The sequence below is a fragment of the Mycobacterium rhizamassiliense genome, assembly GCF_900157375.1.
GTDB classification, from domain to species: Bacteria; Actinomycetota; Actinomycetes; order Mycobacteriales; family Mycobacteriaceae; genus Mycobacterium; species Mycobacterium rhizamassiliense.
Genome location: NZ_LT721901.1, coordinates 5,634,077 through 5,650,868, shown reverse-complemented (window position 1 = coordinate 5,650,868; position 16,792 = coordinate 5,634,077). Strand labels below are relative to the sequence as shown.

Below are 16,792 nucleotides of genomic sequence, written 5' to 3'. Positions count from 1 at the left end.
CGGCCCCGGCCGCGGAGGCTCCCGCGGCCTCGGCGCCCGCGCCCCAACGGCCGGGCCCAGCCCCGGCGCCGCCCGCGGCGCCGACTCCCGGCCAGCCGACACCCCCGGCCCCCGGTCAGGCCCCGGAGCAGCAGGCGCCTCCGCAGCCCGGTGCGACACCCGGCCCGCGTCCCGGCCCGATCCCGCGACCGGCGGCCCGCACCCCGCGCGTCGGTAACAACCCGTTCTCGTCGGCGCAGCCCGTCGACCGGCCCATCCCGCGCCCGCAACCCCCGCGTCCGGGGGCGGCCCGGCCCGGTGCGCCGCGTCCCGGCGCGTCGCCCGGCAACATGCCCCCGCGTCCCGGCGGTGGTGCCGGCGGCGGATTCCGTTCGGCGCGTCCCGGCGGTGGTCCCGGTGGCGGCGGAGCCCGGCCCGGCGGTGGCGGCGGTCGGCCCGGTGGTCCCGGCGGTGGTGGTGGCGGCGGTAACTACCGCGGTGGCGGCGGCGGCGTCGGTGCCGGACCCGGTGGCGGTGGCGGCGGTTTCCACGGCCGTCCCGGCGGTGGTCCCGGTGGCGGCGGCGGTCGTCCCGGCCAGCGCGGCGGTGCGGCCGGTGCGTTCGGCCGCCCGGGTGGCGCGCCGCGGCGCGGTCGCAAGTCGAAGCGGGCGAAGCGCGCCGAGTACGAGAACATGCAGGCGCCGGTCGTCGGTGGCGTGCGGTTGCCGCACGGCAACGGCGAGACCATCCGGCTGGCCCGCGGCGCATCGCTGAGCGACTTCGCCGACAAGATCAACGCCAACCCGGCCTCGCTGGTGCAGGCGCTGTTCAACCTCGGCGAGATGGTCACGGCCACCCAGTCGGTCGGCGACGAGACGCTCGAGCTGCTGGGCAGCGAGATGAACTACGTCGTCCAGGTCGTCAGCCCGGAGGACGAGGACCGCGAGCTGCTGGAGTCGTTCGACCTCACCTACGGCGAGGACGAGGGCGGCGAGGAAGACCTGCAGACCCGTCCGCCGGTGGTGACCGTGATGGGTCACGTCGACCACGGTAAGACCCGACTGCTGGACACCATCCGAAACGCCAGCGTCCGCGAGGGCGAGGCCGGTGGCATCACCCAGCACATCGGTGCCTACCAGGTCGGGGTCGACTTCGAGGGCAGCGAGCGGCTGATCACCTTCATCGACACCCCGGGTCACGAGGCGTTCACCGCCATGCGTGCCCGCGGTGCCAAGGCCACCGACATCGCGATCCTGGTGGTAGCCGCCGACGACGGCGTGATGCCGCAGACGGTGGAGGCCATCAACCACGCGCAGGCGGCCGACGTGCCGATTGTGGTGGCGGTCAACAAGATTGACAAGGAAGGCGCCGACCCGGCCAAGATCCGCGGCCAGCTCACCGAATACGGTTTGGTGGCAGAGGATTTCGGTGGCGACACGATGTTCGTCGACATCTCGGCCAAGCAGGGCACCAACATCGAGGCGCTGGAAGAGGCGGTGCTGCTGACCGCGGACGCCGCTCTGGACCTGCGGGCCAACCCCGACATGGAGGCCCAGGGTGTGGCGATCGAAGCGCACCTGGACCGTGGTCGCGGACCAGTGGCCACCGTGCTGATCCAGCGCGGCACGCTGCGGGTCGGTGACTCGATCGTCGCCGGCGACGCCTACGGCCGCGTCCGACGGATGGTCGACGAGCACGGCGAGGACGTGCACGAGGCCCTGCCGTCGCGGCCGGTCCAGGTCATCGGCTTCACGTCGGTGCCAGGCGCCGGTGACAACCTGCTGGTCGTCGACGAGGACCGCATCGCCCGGCAGATCGCCGACCGGCGCAGCGCGCGCAAGCGCAATGCGCTGGCGGCACGGTCGCGCAAGCGGATCAGCCTGGACGACCTGGACGCCGCGCTGAAGGAAACCAGCCAGCTGAACCTGATCCTCAAGGGCGACAACGCCGGTACGGTCGAGGCGCTGGAAGAGGCCTTGATGGGGATCCAGGTCGACGACGAGGTGGAGCTGCGCGTCATCGACCGCGGCGTCGGTGGCATCACCGAGACCAACGTCAACCTGGCGTCGGCGTCGGACGCGGTGATCATCGGCTTCAACGTCCGTGCCGAGGGTAAGGCGACCGAGTTGGCCAACCGCGAAGGCGTGGACATCCGCTACTACTCGGTGATCTACCAGGCCATCGACGAGATCGAGAAGGCCCTGCGCGGCATGCTCAAGCCGATCTACGAGGAGAACGAGCTGGGCCGTGCCGAGATCCGCGCGATTTTCCGGTCCTCGAAGGTCGGCATCATCGCCGGTTGCATGATCAGCTCGGGCATCGTGCGCCGCAACGCCAAGGCCCGGTTGCTGCGCGACAACATCGTCATCGTCGACAACCTCTCGATCACGTCGCTACGGCGTGAGAAGGACGACGTGACCGAGGTGCGCGAGGGCTTCGAATGCGGTATGACACTTGGGTATTCGGACATCAAGGAAGGCGACATCATCGAGTCCTTCGAGCTTGTCCAGAAGGAGCGCACCTGATGGCTGATCCCGGACGGGCACGCCGCCTGGCCAAGAGGATCAATACGATCGTCGCCTCGGCGATCGAGTTCGAGATCAAGGATCCCGGATTGGACGGGGTGACCATCGTCGACACCAAGATGACCGCCGACCTGCACGATGCAACGGTGTTCTACACCGTGATGGGACGCACGCTGGACGAGGAGCCGGATTACGACGCGGCCGCGGCTGCGCTGGAACGGGCCAAGGGCACGTTGCGCACCATGGTCGGGGCGGGCACCGGGGTGCGTTTCACGCCCACCCTGACGTTCGCGAGGGACACGACGTCGGACGCCGTGCAACGGATGGACGAACTACTGGCGCGCGCGCGTGCCGCGGACGCCGACGTGGCACGGGTTCGGGTGGGGGCCAAGCCGGCCGGGGAGGCCGACCCATACCGTGACAGCGGGCCGGGGACGCTGGGCGGGCTCGACGCTGAGGACACAGGTGACAACGGCCGACCAGAAGACTGAACTGGGCGAGGCCTCGTTCGGCGAGGTCCGCGTCGATGCGGCCGCTGCCGCCGAATTGGTTTCGGCGGCAAGAACTGTCGGGGTGATCTGTCACGTCCACCCCGACGCCGACACCATCGGTGCCGGACTGGCACTGGCCATCGTGCTGGACAAGTGCGGGAAACAGGTCGAGGTCAGCTTCGCCGCGCCCGAGACGCTGCCCGAGTCGCTGCGTTCGCTGCCCGGATGCCACCTGCTGGTCGGTCCCGACGAGATCCGTCGCGACGTCGATCTCCTTGTCACCGTAGATGTTCCGAGCGTCAAACGGCTCGGGGCGCTGGGCGAGCTGGCCGGCCCGGGCCAGCAGCTGCTGGTGATCGACCACCACGCCTCCAACGAGATGTTCGGCACCGCGAACTACGTCGACCCGTCCGCGGACTCGACCACGCTGCTGGTCGCCGAGCTGCTCGACGCCTGGGGCAAGCCGATCGATGCCGAGGTTGCGCACTGCCTGTACGCGGGGCTGACGACCGACACCGGCTCGTTCCGCTGGGCCAGCGCCCGCGCCTTCCGGCTCGCGGCACGGCTGCTCGACATCGGCGTGGACAACGCCGCGATCAGCCGGACGCTGATGGACACCCACCCGTTCGTGTGGTTGCCGATGCTGTCGCGCGTGCTGGACTCGGCGCGGCTGCTGCCCGACGCGGCCGGCGGCCGCGGGCTGGTCTACGTGGTCGTCGACAACCAGGAATGGGCCACGTCGCGCCCGGAGGAAGTCGAGAGCATCGTCGACATCGTGCGCACCACCCAGCAGGCCGAGGTGGCCGCCGTCTTCAAAGAGGTTGCCCCGCAACAGTGGTCGGTGTCGATGCGGTCCAAGCGTGAGGTGGACCTGGCTGCGGTGGCGTCGGAGTTCGGCGGGGGTGGCCACCGTCTGGCGGCCGGGTATTCGACCACCGGATCGATCGACGACGCGGTGGCGTCACTGCGCGACGCGCTCGGTTAGAACGCCCAGCTGCCCGAGGACTGCAGCACGAAGCCGTGGTCCCCGCTGGTGGTGTCCAGGCAGGCGACGAGGTTGTCGGCGCCGACCGCACACGTGACGTTGAGGTAGCTCACCTTCTGGCCCGCGGCCAGCAGCTTGCCGTTACTCGGCAGGGCGGCCGGGTTGCCGCCGCATCCGCCGTAGGACATCCGGCTCAGCTCGTAGCCGGGCCCCTTGAAATTCACCGAGCCCACCACGCAGTCGCCCGGGCGCAGGTGGCTCGCGCCGGGGAACGGAACGTCGTCCATGCCGGGCAGCTCGCCGCTGCACTTGATGTCCTGCGACGGTTGCGGGGCTGGAGCCGCACCGCCGTAGAAGTCGCACACCAGCGAGCTGTTCGCCAAGAAAGTAATCCGCGGGCCGCTCGTGGTGGACATCGCGACGTAGCCGTCGGCCGGGACGGCGGTGAATCCGTCGAGGTTCGGGAATTGCGGTGGCGGCACCGCAAGGGCCTGCGGTGCCGACGCTAGCGCCGATGCCGCGAGAGTCAGGGCGCCCAGTGCGTGCACAGCGAGGTCGGCGACATTGCGCATCGATTTCCTCCTGCACTGCTCGCTCGGTTGGGGCCGCTGTTGGGATCGTATTGGCTCGCGCTTCGGCTGGCGATCACCGGTAAGTCATCCGGCGCCCGACAGCGCGCTCGCCCGCAGGCCCTCCGCGACCACCCCGCAAACGATCACAATCGCCAATCCGAACGCAGGCCATTTCCACATCCTGGTTGCCCGCAGGCCCGAAACGAGCGTTCCGCAGGCCGCGACCAGCAGCGCGATCCCCACTCCGGACACGACGATCAACGTCCCGATCCACGTGTTGTGCACGAAATGGGAGGTCGCGGAGCTGTCGCAGTTAACGCCGCAACTGGGCATCGCCGACCCCATAATCGTCAAGACGAAGGCCAGGCCGCTGGCCGTGAGCTGCGCCACGAACAGGAGCGCGGTCGCGACGATGTCGGCCGTTGACCGCTGCTGCTCGGGCATGGCTGGTGCTACCGCACCTGAGCCCGCCCGCGCTGCAGCACGGCCTCGCGGTTGGCGGCGATGTCGTCGCCGCTGGTCCGGAACTGCCTGGCGGCCGTCGCCTCCAGCCACAGCCCCTCGCTGGTCTGCGAGTCGTCGATGCGGTGGTAGGACGCCAGCAGCGCCCGCACCGCGTCCTGGTTGTTGCCGACGATCGACGCGGCCACCTGGCGGGCGGTGGGCAGCAGCTGATCGTGCGCCACCACCTCGGTGACCAGCCCGGCCCGCAGCGCGTCGGCCGCCGACAGGTAGTCCCCGGTCATGCTCATCCGCCGGGCCATCCCGACGCCCACCTTCTGCGGCAGCCGCACGCTCAGGCCCCAGGTCGGCAGCAGGCCGACGCGGGCGTGTGTGTCGGCGAAACGTGCCTGCTCCGACGCGATGACGATGTCGCAGTACAGCACCAACTCCAGCCCACCGGTGACGGCGGCTCCGTTGATCGCGCCGATCACCGGCTTGGTCATGGCCGGCCAGCGCGGCGAGATGTCCGGAAGCGCCGTCGAGTCACCCAGCTCCTTGAGGTCCAGTCCCGCGCAGAACACCGGGTCGGCGCCGGTGAGGATGACGACGTCGACGGCGTCGTCGGTCTCGGCGTCGGCCAGCGCCCCGAAGAATTGGTCGCGCAGCGCCGAGGACAGCGCGTTGCGGGACTGCGGGCGGTTGAGAGTCAGGGTGCGCACCCGCTCGTCGGTCTCGATCAGCAGGATGTCGTCGCTCATGTGATCACCGTAGCCAGTCGCGGATATCGGGCGGCACGTCCCACCGTCTCGCGCCTATCGTTGTAGCCATGTGCCGGAACATCACCGAGCTGCGCGGACTGCAGCCGGCCGCCACCGATGCGGAGATCGCGGCGGCCGCACGCCAGTACGTGCGCAAGGTCAGCGGCGTCACGCGCCCGTCGGCGGCCAACGTCGAGGCGTTCGAGGCCGCCGTCGCCGAAGTCACCGAGACCACGACGCGATTGCTGCGCGCCCTGCCGCCGCGCCGTCAGCCCCCCAAGACGGTGCCCCCGCTGCGCCGGCCCGAGGTGGTGGCCCGGCTCGCGGGAGCGAAATGACGCTCACCGCAACGGTGCCCGCGCTCAAGGAGTGGAGCGCGGCCGTGCACGCGATGCTGGACGGCCGGCAGCTGGTGCTGCTGCGCAAGGGCGGCATCGGGGAGAAGCGATTCGAGGTTGCCGCAAGCGAGTTCCTGCTGTTTCCGACGGTCGCGCACAGCCACGCCGAGCGGGTCCGCCCCGAGCACCGCGACCTGCTGGCCGGCGCGGCGGCCGACAGCACCGAGGACGAGCTGACGATCCGGGCCGCCGCGAAAGTCGTTGCCGCACTTCCGGTTGACCGGATCGATGGACTGGACGCGATCGAGGACCTGCACATCTGGACCGCCGAGTCGGTGCGGGCCGACCGGCTCGACTTCCGGCCCAAGCACAAACTGGCCGTCCTGGTCGTGTCGGTGGTCCCGCTGCTCGAGCCGGTGCGCATCGCCCGCACGCCCGACTACGCCGGGTGCACCAGCTGGGTTCAGCTGCCGGTGCGCCCGGCGCTGGGCACGCCGATCCACGACGACGCCGCGCTAAGCCGGGTCGCCGCCCGGGTCCGCGCCGCCGTTGGCTGACAGGTCGGGCGGCCCCACCGGCAGCAGCAGCCGGGAGCGCCCGTAGCGGACGGTGTGGGTCGCCGGTTTCTGCTCCCGGCCGGTCAGCAGCGGTTCGTCGGTGCCGAGGTTGCGCGCGTAGCGGGGAAACCAGCTGCCGGCGATCAGCACTCGGATGCGCGAGCCCGCCCGGAAGCGATGGGCAATGCCGTCGAGCTCGAGGCTGACCGGCTTGCGCGACTTCGGACCGACGGGCAGCCGCCGGTAGCCGTCGCTGACGTTGCGGGAGCGGCCGTTGGCGTCGACCTCGCTCACGCGGACGAACAGGTCGGCGTGCGGGTTATCCGAGCTGTGCGCCAGCTCGACGACGGGGTTTCCGTACACGCACACGTCCTGGGTGAGGGTCGCGCTGGTGAACACCAGCACGTCATCGCGCGCCGCGAGCGCGCTGTCGTCGCGGTAACCGCCGTTCGACTCCAGCAGGGGACCGCCGGTGGTCGGCGTCGGATCGGCAGGGTCGTAGCGGAAGGTCGCCGGGGCGACCTTGCCCAGGTCGGTGGGCGGGAACTCGTCCAGGTAGGCGCCGGGCCGCAGGTACAGCTCGCGTGTGGTGGTGGTGGGCGGCCAGTCGGGCACGCTGCGCCAGCCCTGCCCGGTGACGCACACCCGGACGCGGTTCGGGCGCCGGAGCTCCGCGCCGCCCAGGTGCGCACCCAGCCAGTCCAGGGTGTCGCGCGTGAGGGTGCGCAGCCCCTTGGTGAGGACCTGGGTGTGCGTCCACGGCCCCATCGTGAGCGCGACGTCCACGCCGCGGCCGCGCAGATGCGCGTACTGCTGCAGCGTCTGCCCCGCGAAGACGTCCTGCCACCCGCCGACCAGTAGCACCGGCACCTGCACGCGGTCCAGCGCGGCGGCGCACTGCACCGACTCCCAAAACGGGTTGTCCGGGGCGGGGGGCGTGGCCCACGTTTCGAACCAGGGCGCACCGTTTCCCAGCAGCCTCCGCGCCGACTCACCGAACGGCAGCCCGGCGGCCGCGGCGGCCAGCCGGCGCGGCGCCTGCAGTTGGCGGATCCCGGCTCGCAGCCGCACCGAGTCCTCCTGGTGCGACACCATGTCGCTCCAGCCCAGGAAGTCGGTCGTGAACGAGCCGGTGCTCCACACCGCGGATTCGAAGTCGTGCGGCCCGACGGCGATCACGGCCGCGGCCAGCTCCGGCGGCGGGTCCACCAGCAGCGCCCACTGCGTGTAGCCCAGATACGACAGCCCGACGGTGGCGAATTGCCCGGTGAACCAAGGCTGTTCGCGCAACCACGCCGCGGTGTCGGCGCCGTCGGCTGCCTCGTTGACCATCGGCTCGAGCGCACCGCCCGAGCCGAACGTGCCGCGCACGCTCTGCAGCACGACGTGGTAGCCGCGCGCCGCATACAACCTGGCGAACACGATCGAGAACGGAAACGCCCGCCCGTAGGGGCCGCGCACCAGCAGCGTGCCTGCGGGGTCGGCGGTGGCCGGCGCGTAGTGGTCGGCCACCAGCTGCACGCCGTCGCGCATCGGGACCCGAACCCGGTTGACGGTGTAGGCGGTAGTCGGGCTCGGCAGCCGCAGCAGCCGGCTCAGCGCGCGGTCGCCGACGTGTCGCAGCGAACGCGGCACCGGCGGCGCCTGACGGGTCTCAGTCGTACTCACGACCACCAGGTTAGGGCGCGGCGGCCGAACGCTTCCGGGGGACCGCCGGGCCTAGAACTTGTAGTACGGGATCAGGTCGTTGGCCCGCTGCAGGTTGGTGGACGGGCAGTCCACCTCGGGGTTGGAGTACACCGCCGAGTAGTACAGCGCCTGCTGCAGCACGCCGTAGCTGGTCTTGAACGCCACCATGCAGGAGAAGAACCAGTAGCTGTTGTGATAGGTCGGCTTGACCACCCAGTAGGTGGCGGCGCGGTGGCCTCCGATTGTCGTCTCGAGCGCGTCCGGCGGCAGCGACTTCTCGTAGGTGCGCCAGATGATGGGCTCGACGGCCATCTGATAGTTCCCCGCGTCGAGGTGGCAGCGCAGCCCGTCCTCGTACTCGGGCGGGGTGAAGGCCAGGCCCAGCCCCTGCAGGGCGCCCAGCGGCATGTCCTTGCACGGATCGAACGGGCTCGGGTCCGTCGTCGCCACGATCGGGCTCTTCATCGTGGTTTCCATGGGCGCGGCGGTCGATCGCAGGTCGACGCTTCTGGCCGGGTTCGGCGCGGGCGGGGCGCTGTGCCAGCCCACGACTACCGCGGTGATCAGCGCGGCAACCGCTCCGATCAAACGAATCCTGGTGAACACGACACCCCCTGACGCCGCGGCGGTTCCTTGCCGGGAGTGTACAAGTCGTCTCAGCACGGTCACAGGGAAACGAGAACACGTTCTAATCGCGCAAGCAAGCGTCCGCCCTTGCCCGGTCCGTCGGCGCCGGGTCATTAGGCTGATTACTCGTGGGTTTGCAAGAAACGGGACATGGCCCGAGCAATGGCGCACAGCCGACGTTGTGGGCGGTCTCCGACCTGCACACCGGCCACCTGGGCAACAAGCCGGTCACCGAGTCGCTGTACCCGACTTCTCCGGACGACTGGCTGATCGTCGCCGGCGACGTCGCCGAGCGCACCGACGAGATCCGCTGGGCACTCGACCTGCTGCGACGGCGGTTCGCCAAGGTGATCTGGGTGCCGGGCAACCACGAGCTGTGGACCACCAACCGCGACCCGATGCAGGTCTTCGGCAAGGCCCGCTACGACTACCTGGTCAACGTCTGCGACGAGCTGGGCGTGGTCACGCCCGAGCATCCGTTCCCGGTGTGGACCGAGCGCGGCGGCCCGGCCACCATCGTTCCGATGTTTTTGCTCTACGACTACAGCTTCTTGCCGAAGGGGGCGACGAGCAAAGCCGAGGGTTTGGCCATCGCGCGGGAGGCCAACGTGGTGGCCACCGACGAGTTCCTACTCTCGTCGGAGCCCTACGCCACCCGCGACGCCTGGTGCCGCGACCGGCTCGCGATCACCCGCAAGCGGCTCGAACAGCAGGACTGGATGACGCCGACAGTCCTGGTGAATCACTTCCCGATGGTGCGCGAACCCTGCGACGCGCTGTACTACCCGGAGTTCGCGCTGTGGTGCGGAACCACTCAGACCGCCGACTGGCACACCCGCTACAACGCCGTCTGCTCGGTCTACGGCCATCTGCACATTCCCCGCACCACCTGGTACGACGACGTTCGGTTCGAGGAAGTGTCGGTGGGTTACCCGCGGGAGTGGCGCCGCCGCAAGCCGCACAGCTGGCTGCGCCAAGTGCTGCCGGCCCCGCATTACGGTCCCGGTGACCTCAACGAATTCGGCGGCCACTTCACCATCACCCAGGAGATGCGCGACCAGTCCGCGAAGTTCCGGGAACGGTTGCAGCAGCGGCAATCCCGATGACGGCCCAGCTGCTGGTGTCGTCGGTGCTGCCCGCGACCGACGGCCTGGCGTATTCCGAGACCTACTCCGATCCGCCCGACCTGCACCCGCTGCCCGAGGAGGAGGCGCTGATCGCCAAGTCGGTTGCCAAGCGGCGCAACGAGTTCATCACCGTTCGGCACTGCGCCCGCATTGCGCTCGGCGAGCTCGGCGTGCCACCGGTGCCGATCCTCAAGGGCGACAAGGGCGAACCGTGCTGGCCCGACGGCGTGGTGGGCAGCCTGACGCACTGCACGGGATACCGGGGCGCGGTGGTCGGGCGCAGCTCGTCGGTGCGTTCGGTGGGCATCGACGCCGAACCGCACGACGTGTTGCCCAACGGCGTGCTGGACGCGATCAGCCTGCCGGCCGAGCGCAGCGAAATCCCCGCGGCCATGCCCGCGGGTTTACATTGGGATCGAATCCTGTTCTGCGCCAAGGAAGCAACGTATAAGGCCTGGTTTCCGCTGACCAAGAGGTGGCTGGGTTTCGAGGACGCCCACATCACTTTCGAGCCCGACGGCTCCCGTTCGGCGGGCAGCTTCGTCTCCCGCATCCTGATCGACCCCGAGGCGCTGTCGGGTCCGCCGCTGACCGCGCTGAACGGCCGCTGGTCGGTCGATCGCGGGCTCGTGCTGACCGCGGTCGTGCTGTGACCGAAAGTTCCCTCGGTCCGGGAATCGTCGTCGTCGACAAGCCGGCCGGGATGACCAGTCACGACGTCGTCGGGCGCTGCCGCCGCATCTTCTCCACCCGGCGGGTGGGGCACGCGGGCACACTCGACCCGATGGCCACCGGCGTGCTGGTGATCGGGATCGAGCGCGCCACCAAGATCCTGGGCCTGCTGACGGCCTCGACAAAGTCGTATGCCGCCACCATTCGCCTGGGCCAGACCACGTCCACCGAGGACGCCGAAGGCGAACTGCTGCAAAGCATCCCGGCCGACCACCTGACCGACGAGGCGATCGCCGCGGCGGTCGCCGGGTTGCGCGGCGACATCGAGCAGGTGCCGTCGGCCGTCAGCGCGATCAAGGTCGACGGTCGTCGCGCCTATCAACTGGTCCGCGAGGGCCAGACCGTCGAGCTCAAGGCACGCCCGGTGCGCATCGAGCGGTTCGACGTGCTGGCCACCCGGCGCGGCTCCGGCGGCCTGGGTGTTATAGATCTCGACGTCGACGTCGACTGCTCGTCGGGCACCTACATTCGCGCGCTGGCCCGCGACCTCGGGTCCACGCTCGGGGTGGGCGGGCACCTGACGTCGCTGCGGCGCACGCGGGTGGGCCGCTTCGGGCTGGACCAGGCCTGGGCGCTCGACGACCTGGCCGAGCGGCCCCGGCTGAGCCACACCCTGGACGAGGCCTGCCTGTTGATGTTTCCTCGCCGCGACCTCACCGCCGAGGAGGTCGACGCCACCAGCAACGGGCGCGCGCTGTCGCCGGCCGGCCTGGACGGGGTGTATGCCGCCACCGACGCCGACGGGCGGGTGATCGCGCTGCTGCGCGACGAGGGTTCGCGGACAAAGTCGGTGGTGGTGGTCCGTCCGGCGACGCTCTAACGGGTCCCGGCCGAGCGGTTGGTTGGGCGGCGTTGCACACTGTGATGACTACGCGGCCTACCGTTGAAGAAGGGGACAATGATGTCCGGCAAGATGTCCAGCAAGGTTTACGTCGTCGGCGTCGGGATGACGAAGTTCGAGAAGCCCGGGCGCCGTGAAGGCTGGGACTACCCGGACATGGCCAGGGAGTCGGGAACCAACGCCCTGGCCGACGCCGGCATCGACTACCGCGAGGTGCAGCAGGGCTACGTCGGCTACTGCTCGGGCGACTCCACCTCCGGGCAGCGCGCGCTCTACGAGCTCGGCATGACCGGCATTCCGATCGTCAACGTCAACAACAACTGCTCGACCGGCTCGACGGCGCTGTTCCTGGCGGCCCAGGCCATCCGCGGTGGCCTCGTCGACTGCGCGATCGCGCTGGGCTTCGAGAAGATGCAGCCCGGCTCGCTGGGCGGCGGCGCCCAGGACCGCGAATCGCCGATGGGCAAGCACGTCAAGGCGATGGCCGCGATCGACGAGTTCGCGATGCCCGTCGCGCCTTGGATGTTCGGCGCGGCCGGGCGCGAACACATGAAGCAACACGGCAGCACCGCAGAGCATTTCGCCAAGATCGGCTACAAGAACCACAAGCACTCGGTCAACAACCCGTTCGCGCAGTTCCAGGAGTCCTACACGCTCGACGACATCCTGGCGGCCCGGATGATCTCCGACCCGCTGACCAAGCTGCAGTGTTCGCCGACCTCCGATGGGTCGGGCGCGGCGATCCTGGCCAGCGAATCGTTCGTCGAAAGCCACGGGCTGGCCGGCCAATCGGTCGAGATCGTCGGCCAGGCGATGACGACCGACTTCGCCTCGACCTTCGACGGCAGCGCCAAGAACCTCATCGGCTACGACATGAATGTGCAAGCCGCGCAACAGGTTTACGACCAGTCCGGCCTGGGGCCGCAGGACTTCCAGGTGATCGAGCTGCACGACTGCTTCTCGGCCAACGAGCTGCTGCTCTACGAAGCCCTGGGGCTGTGCGGTCCGGGTGAGGCGCCCAAGCTGATCGACAACAACGACACCACCTACGGCGGGCGCTGGGTGGTCAACCCGTCCGGTGGCCTGATCTCCAAGGGGCATCCGCTGGGTGCGACCGGGCTGGCGCAGTGCGCCGAGCTGACCTGGCAGCTGCGGGGGACCGCTGACAAGCGTCAGGTCGACAACGTCACCGCCGCACTGCAACACAACATCGGGCTGGGCGGGGCGGCCGTGGTCACCGCGTACCAGCGCGCCGAGCGCTAAGGGCGTCATGTTCGAGTGGTCCGAAACCGACCTGTTGGTCCGGGACAGCGTCCGTCAGTTCGTCGACAAGGAGATCCGTCCGCACCTCGACGAGCTGGAAAGCGGTGAGCTGTCGCCGTATCCGATCGCGCGCAAGCTGTTCAGCCAATTCGGCTTGGACGCGATGGCCGCCGAATCGGTCAAGAAGATGCTGGACCGCGAGCGCGCCAAGCGCAACGGCGACTCCAAGGCCGAAAAGCGGGACAATGCAGATGATTCCGGCGGTTTCGGCGGGGGCCAGGGCTCGATGGCCGCGGTGCTGATCTCCGAAATCGCCAGGGTCAGCATCGGATTGCTGAGCACCGCCTCGGTCAGCCTCGGGCTGGGCGCGGCGACCATCATGAGCCGCGGCACGCTCGCGCAGAAGGAACGCTGGCTGCCCGAGCTGATGACGCTGGAAAAGATTGCGGCGTGGGCGATTACCGAGCCCGACTCCGGGTCGGACGCGTTCGGCGGCATGAAGACCTACGTCAAGCGCGACGGCGAGGACTACATCCTCAACGGGCAGAAGACGTTCATCACCAACGGGCCCTGCGCCGACGTGCTGGTGGTCTACGCCAAGCTCGATGACGGCGACGCCTCCGTAGATAAGCGCAACCGCCCGGTGCTCATCTTCGTGCTCGACGCGGGGATGGAGGGCCTGACGCAGGGCAAGCCGTTCAAGAAGATGGGCATGATGTCCTCGCCGACGGGCGAGCTGTTCTTCGACAACGTCCGGCTGACCCCGGACCGGCTGCTCGGCGAAAACCAGGAATCCGGCGGGGACGGCCGCGACAGCGCGCGCGAGAATTTCTCGGCCGAACGCATCGGGATCGCGATGATGGCGCTGGGCATCATCAACGAATGTCACCGGCTCTGTGTGGATTACGCGAAGACGCGCACGCTGTGGGGCAAGAACATCGGGCAGTTCCAGCTGATCCAGCTGAAGCTGGCGAAAATGGAAATCGCCCGAATGAACGTGCAGAACATGGTCTTTCAGACCATTGAGCGTCAGGCCGCCGGCAAGGCTCTGACCCTGGCTGAGGCGTCGGCGATCAAGCTGTACTCCTCGGAGGCGGCCACCGAGGTGGCGATGGAGGCCGTGCAGCTGTTCGGCGGCAACGGCTATATGGCCGAGTACCGCGTGGAGCAGCTGGCGCGCGACGCGAAGTCGCTGATGATCTACGCGGGCAGCAACGAGGTTCAGGTCACCCACATCGCCAAGGGCCTGCTGTCGGGCTGAGCCCGATGGCGGCGACCCGCTTCGCCCGGCTACGCCGCGCTTGCGATCGCCGCTAGGTAGTCACCCAGATCGCGCGGGCCGCGGGGCTGCCCAGATCGACGTTGGTCTCGGCGCCATCGGTTGACGTGATCGCGATCGAGATCATGCCGGCGAACTCGCGCCGGGTCACCACGCGCAGCCGCGAGTCCAGGTTGATTCCGACGCTGTCGAAATACCGCAGCATCTCCGGGTCCTTGTCAGAGATGCGGGCGACCGTGGCCGTCTCCCCGTCGTCGCACGCCCACAGCTGGCGCGCCGGAGGCGTCGGGACCTTCCCGTCGGAAGCCGGGATCGGGTCGCCGTGCGGGTCGCGCTGCGGGAACCCCAGCTTGGCGTCGATGCGGTCCACCAGCCGATCCGATACCGCGTGCTCGAGCACCTCGGCCTCGTCGTGCACCTCGTCCCAGCCGTAGCCGAGTTCGTTGACCAGAAAGGTCTCCAGCAGCCGGTGGCGGCGCACCACCTCCAGGGCGGCCCGCCGCCCGGCGTCGGTCAGGCTGACCGCGCCGTACTTCTCGTGGTCCACCAGGCCCTGCTCGGCGAGCCGGCGGATGGACTCCGACGCGGTGCTGGCCGACACCCCGATGCGGTCGGCCAGCATCTTGGTGCTGACCTTTTCCACCGACCACTCTTGGGCGTTCCAGATGACTTTCAAATAGTCCTGGCCAACCGCGGTGAGACCGCCAGTCTCGTCGTCAGCCCTCACAACCAGAAAGTTTAGGCAACCCACGCACGATCCCGCGTCGTGACCGGCACGTCGCGGCCGGGAGGTCACGAATCGGGATCTTGTGCGCGCGGCCGTGCGTGTTGCGCCGTAGGCTTGCGATCGTGCAGCGGTGGCGCGGCCAAGACGAGATCCCCACGGACTGGGGCAGGTGCGTACTCACCATCGGTGTGTTCGACGGGGTGCATCGCGGTCATGCCGAATTGATCGCGCACGCCGTCAAGGCGGGCCGGGCCCGCAACGTGCCGGCCGTGCTGATGACGTTCGACCCGCATCCCATGGAAGTGGTGTATCCCGGCAGCCATCCGGCTCAGCTGACCACGCTGACCCGGCGGGCCGAGCTCGTCGAGGAACTCGGCATCGACGTCTTCCTGGTGATGCCGTTCACCACCGACTTCATGAAGCTCACCCCGGAGCGCTACGTGCACGAGCTGCTGGTGGAAAACCTGCACGTGCTCGAGGTCGTGGTGGGGGAGAACTTCACCTTCGGCAAGAAGGCCGGCGGCAACGTCGGGACCCTGCGCAAGGCCGGCGAGCGGTTCGGCTTCGCCGTCGAGTCGATGTCGTTGCTGGCCGATCACCACACCGACGAGAACGTGACGTTCTCCTCGACGTACATCCGGTCCTGCGTGGATGCCGGTGACATGGTGGCGGCCACCGAGGCGCTGGGCCGCCCGCACCGCGTCGAGGGCGTGGTGGTGCGCGGCCACGGCCGCGGCGCCGAGCTGGGCTTTCCCACCGCGAACGTGGCGCCGCCGATGTACTCGGCCATCCCCGCCGACGGCGTGTACGCCGCCTGGTTCACGGTGCTCGGGCACGGGCCGGTGACGGGGACCGTCGTCCCGGGCGAGCGCTACCAGGCCGCCGTCTCCGTCGGCACCAACCCGACGTTCTCCGGGCGCACCCGCACGGTCGAGGCGTTCGTCCTGGACACCACCGCCGACCTGTACGGACAGCACGTCGCGCTGGACTTCGTCGCCCGCATCCGCGGGCAGCGCAGGTTCGACTCGATCAAGGAACTGGTCGACGCGATCGCGACCGACACCGAACGGACGCGTTCGGTGCTCTCGACGGGCTAGCGGGCCCGGCGGCCCGCGGCGCTAACTCCGCCGTTTATGCCCGCCGTGAAACCGCTGCTAAACTGCCGGACGACATCGGCGCGTGCTGCGGTTCGCGGTGGCCGCGCCTTGAAGATTCAACGATCGCGGACCGATTGATGGAGATATTTCGTGGCGCTTACAGCCGAGCAGAAAAAAGAAATTCTTGGGTCGTATGGCCTGCATGACACCGACACCGGATCCCCGGAGGCGCAGATCGCGCTGCTGACCAAGCGGATCAGCGACCTGACCGAGCACCTCAAGGTGCACAAGCACGACCACCACTCGCGGCGCGGACTGCTGCTGCTGGTGGGTCGCCGCCGCCGGCTGATCAAGTACATCTCCCAGATCGACGTCGAGCGTTACCGCTCGCTGATCGAGCGCCTCGGCCTGCGCCGCTGACCTGGGCGAAGCGCGGGCGGGTGCTGGCAGAGTGCACTCGCCCGTGTAGAGTAGGAGCGTTCTGGGCCGGTTCGGCCCGAGCAAACGGTGCGGTCCGCGCAGATCCGCGCGTTCCGTTCCAGCGTGTCACGACGGGAGCAAACCCTGTCTGCATCGGGCGGTCTTCGGTAGTGGCTGCCGGGCTCTCTCCGGATCTGGGGTTAGGTCGGCCGCTTCGATCGATGGCCGTAGCCGCATTCAGACTTTCATTCTTCGGGAAGCTTCCAGGGTGGTTCGCCGTGCCTTTCCAGGCCGGTGCGCCGCCGCGAAACCCTCTGGGTTGCGCGTGATGACGCGAAAAA

At 69.1% G+C, this 16,792-nt stretch carries 18 protein-coding genes; 12 read left to right on the top strand and 6 right to left on the bottom strand.

Going from position 1 to position 16,792, the window contains the following annotated elements; translation table 11 throughout:
* From infB to MRAB57_RS26735, 3 genes are all read left to right on the top strand, one after another.
* A partial coding sequence (gene infB, locus MRAB57_RS26745) for a translation initiation factor IF-2 (protein WP_245836017.1) occupies positions 1 to 2,504 on the top strand: 2,504 nt, incomplete at its 5' end.
* A complete protein-coding gene (gene rbfA / locus MRAB57_RS26740; RefSeq protein WP_077090020.1) occupies positions 2,504 to 2,995 on the top strand; it encodes a 30S ribosome-binding factor RbfA in 492 nt (163 codons plus the stop codon). The genes infB and rbfA, both read left to right, overlap by 1 nt.
* Entirely contained in the window at positions 2,970 to 3,980 is a 1,011-nt protein-coding gene (locus MRAB57_RS26735) for a DHH family phosphoesterase (protein WP_077090019.1), read from the top strand. Before rbfA ends, MRAB57_RS26735 begins: the two co-directional genes overlap by 26 nt.
* Here the strand turns inward: MRAB57_RS26735 and MRAB57_RS26730 are convergent.
* From MRAB57_RS26730 to MRAB57_RS26720, 3 genes are all read right to left on the bottom strand, one after another.
* Positions 3,977 to 4,552 (bottom strand): hypothetical protein, encoded by a 576-nt coding sequence (locus tag MRAB57_RS26730; protein ID WP_077090018.1) that lies wholly within the window; start codon positions 4,550 to 4,552, stop codon positions 3,977 to 3,979. The two genes, MRAB57_RS26735 and MRAB57_RS26730, sit on opposite strands and share 4 nt — an antisense overlap.
* 84 nt (positions 4,553 to 4,636) lie before the next feature.
* Entirely contained in the window at positions 4,637 to 4,996 is a 360-nt protein-coding gene (locus MRAB57_RS26725; protein WP_077090017.1) for a hypothetical protein, read from the bottom strand.
* An 8-nt stretch (positions 4,997 to 5,004) separates the two neighbouring features.
* Entirely contained in the window at positions 5,005 to 5,754 is a 750-nt protein-coding gene (locus MRAB57_RS26720) for an enoyl-CoA hydratase (RefSeq protein ID WP_077090016.1), read from the bottom strand.
* Between the two features lie 68 nt (positions 5,755 to 5,822).
* On the opposite strand from MRAB57_RS26720, the gene MRAB57_RS26715 reads away from it, so the two are divergent.
* Both MRAB57_RS26715 and MRAB57_RS26710 read left to right on the top strand, forming a co-directional pair.
* Positions 5,823 to 6,092 carry a DUF2277 domain-containing protein gene (locus MRAB57_RS26715; protein WP_077090015.1) on the top strand — a complete coding sequence of 90 codons (270 nt, stop codon included), beginning with the start codon at positions 5,823 to 5,825 and terminating at the stop codon, positions 6,090 to 6,092.
* Positions 6,089 to 6,649 (top strand): DUF1802 family protein, encoded by a 561-nt coding sequence (locus MRAB57_RS26710; protein WP_077090014.1) that lies wholly within the window; start codon positions 6,089 to 6,091, stop codon positions 6,647 to 6,649. Before MRAB57_RS26715 ends, MRAB57_RS26710 begins: the two co-directional genes overlap by 4 nt.
* Here MRAB57_RS26710 and MRAB57_RS26705 read toward each other — a convergent pair.
* Together MRAB57_RS26705 and MRAB57_RS26700 are read right to left on the bottom strand one after the other, a co-directional pair.
* Entirely contained in the window at positions 6,608 to 8,317 is a 1,710-nt protein-coding gene (locus MRAB57_RS26705) for a CocE/NonD family hydrolase (protein ID WP_077090896.1), read from the bottom strand. The two genes, MRAB57_RS26710 and MRAB57_RS26705, sit on opposite strands and share 42 nt — an antisense overlap.
* 51 nt (positions 8,318 to 8,368) lie before the next feature.
* Positions 8,369 to 8,944: a DUF3558 domain-containing protein gene (locus MRAB57_RS26700; RefSeq protein ID WP_077090013.1), complete on the bottom strand. Its 576-nt coding sequence runs from the start codon at positions 8,942 to 8,944 to the stop codon at positions 8,369 to 8,371.
* Between the two features lie 155 nt (positions 8,945 to 9,099).
* Here MRAB57_RS26700 and MRAB57_RS26695 point away from each other — a divergent pair, with 155 nt between their 5' ends.
* The 5 genes from MRAB57_RS26695 to MRAB57_RS26675 all read left to right on the top strand — a co-directional run bounded on the left by MRAB57_RS26695 (position 9,100) and on the right by MRAB57_RS26675 (position 14,189).
* A complete protein-coding gene (locus MRAB57_RS26695) occupies positions 9,100 to 10,071 on the top strand; it encodes a metallophosphoesterase family protein (protein ID WP_077090895.1) in 972 nt (323 codons plus the stop codon).
* A complete protein-coding gene (gene pptT, locus MRAB57_RS26690) occupies positions 10,068 to 10,745 on the top strand; it encodes a 4'-phosphopantetheinyl transferase PptT (RefSeq protein WP_077090012.1) in 678 nt (225 codons plus the stop codon). Before MRAB57_RS26695 ends, pptT begins: the two co-directional genes overlap by 4 nt.
* Positions 10,742 to 11,644 carry a tRNA pseudouridine(55) synthase TruB gene (gene truB, locus MRAB57_RS26685; RefSeq protein ID WP_077090011.1) on the top strand — a complete coding sequence of 301 codons (903 nt, stop codon included), beginning with the start codon at positions 10,742 to 10,744 and terminating at the stop codon, positions 11,642 to 11,644. The genes pptT and truB overlap by 4 nt, the downstream gene beginning before the upstream one ends.
* A 93-nt stretch (positions 11,645 to 11,737) precedes the next feature.
* Positions 11,738 to 12,928, top strand: a complete 1,191-nt coding sequence (locus MRAB57_RS26680) for a lipid-transfer protein (protein WP_077090894.1) — start codon at positions 11,738 to 11,740, stop codon at positions 12,926 to 12,928.
* 7 nt (positions 12,929 to 12,935) lie between these two features.
* Positions 12,936 to 14,189, top strand: a complete 1,254-nt coding sequence (locus MRAB57_RS26675) for an acyl-CoA dehydrogenase family protein (RefSeq protein ID WP_077090010.1) — start codon at positions 12,936 to 12,938, stop codon at positions 14,187 to 14,189.
* A gap of 52 nt (positions 14,190 to 14,241) precedes the next feature.
* On the opposite strand, the gene mntR is transcribed toward MRAB57_RS26675, so the two are convergent.
* Positions 14,242 to 14,934: a manganese-binding transcriptional regulator MntR gene (mntR, locus tag MRAB57_RS26670; RefSeq protein WP_077090009.1), complete on the bottom strand. Its 693-nt coding sequence runs from the start codon at positions 14,932 to 14,934 to the stop codon at positions 14,242 to 14,244.
* 122 nt (positions 14,935 to 15,056) lie between these two features.
* Between mntR and MRAB57_RS26665 the strand changes: the two genes are divergently transcribed.
* Together MRAB57_RS26665 and rpsO are read left to right on the top strand one after the other, a co-directional pair.
* A complete protein-coding gene (locus MRAB57_RS26665; RefSeq protein ID WP_077090893.1) occupies positions 15,057 to 16,031 on the top strand; it encodes a bifunctional riboflavin kinase/FAD synthetase in 975 nt (324 codons plus the stop codon).
* Positions 16,032 to 16,181: 150 nt separating this feature from the next.
* The gene (gene rpsO / locus MRAB57_RS26660; RefSeq protein WP_077090008.1) at positions 16,182 to 16,451 is read left to right on the top strand and encodes a 30S ribosomal protein S15; all 270 of its coding nucleotides are present in this window, start codon (positions 16,182 to 16,184) and stop codon (positions 16,449 to 16,451) included.
* Positions 16,452 to 16,792: the final 341 nt, after the last annotated feature.

Bases quoted from the DNA above. Each gene is read 5' to 3' on its own strand.
- rbfA (WP_077090020.1), top strand. From the start codon at position 2,504: ATGGCTGATCCCGGACGGGCACGCCGCCTGGCCAAGAGGATCAATACG.
- MRAB57_RS26730 (WP_077090018.1), bottom strand. From the start codon at position 4,552: ATGCGCAATGTCGCCGACCTCGCTGTGCACGCACTGGGCGCCCTGACT.
- MRAB57_RS26725 (WP_077090017.1), bottom strand. From the start codon at position 4,996: ATGCCCGAGCAGCAGCGGTCAACGGCCGACATCGTCGCGACCGCGCTC.
- MRAB57_RS26720 (WP_077090016.1), bottom strand. From the start codon at position 5,754: ATGAGCGACGACATCCTGCTGATCGAGACCGACGAGCGGGTGCGCACC.
- MRAB57_RS26715 (WP_077090015.1), top strand. From the start codon at position 5,823: ATGTGCCGGAACATCACCGAGCTGCGCGGACTGCAGCCGGCCGCCACC.
- MRAB57_RS26710 (WP_077090014.1), top strand. From the start codon at position 6,089: ATGACGCTCACCGCAACGGTGCCCGCGCTCAAGGAGTGGAGCGCGGCC.
- pptT (WP_077090012.1), top strand. From the start codon at position 10,068: ATGACGGCCCAGCTGCTGGTGTCGTCGGTGCTGCCCGCGACCGACGGC.
- MRAB57_RS26680 (WP_077090894.1), top strand. From the start codon at position 11,738: ATGTCCAGCAAGGTTTACGTCGTCGGCGTCGGGATGACGAAGTTCGAG.
- MRAB57_RS26675 (WP_077090010.1), top strand. From the start codon at position 12,936: ATGTTCGAGTGGTCCGAAACCGACCTGTTGGTCCGGGACAGCGTCCGT.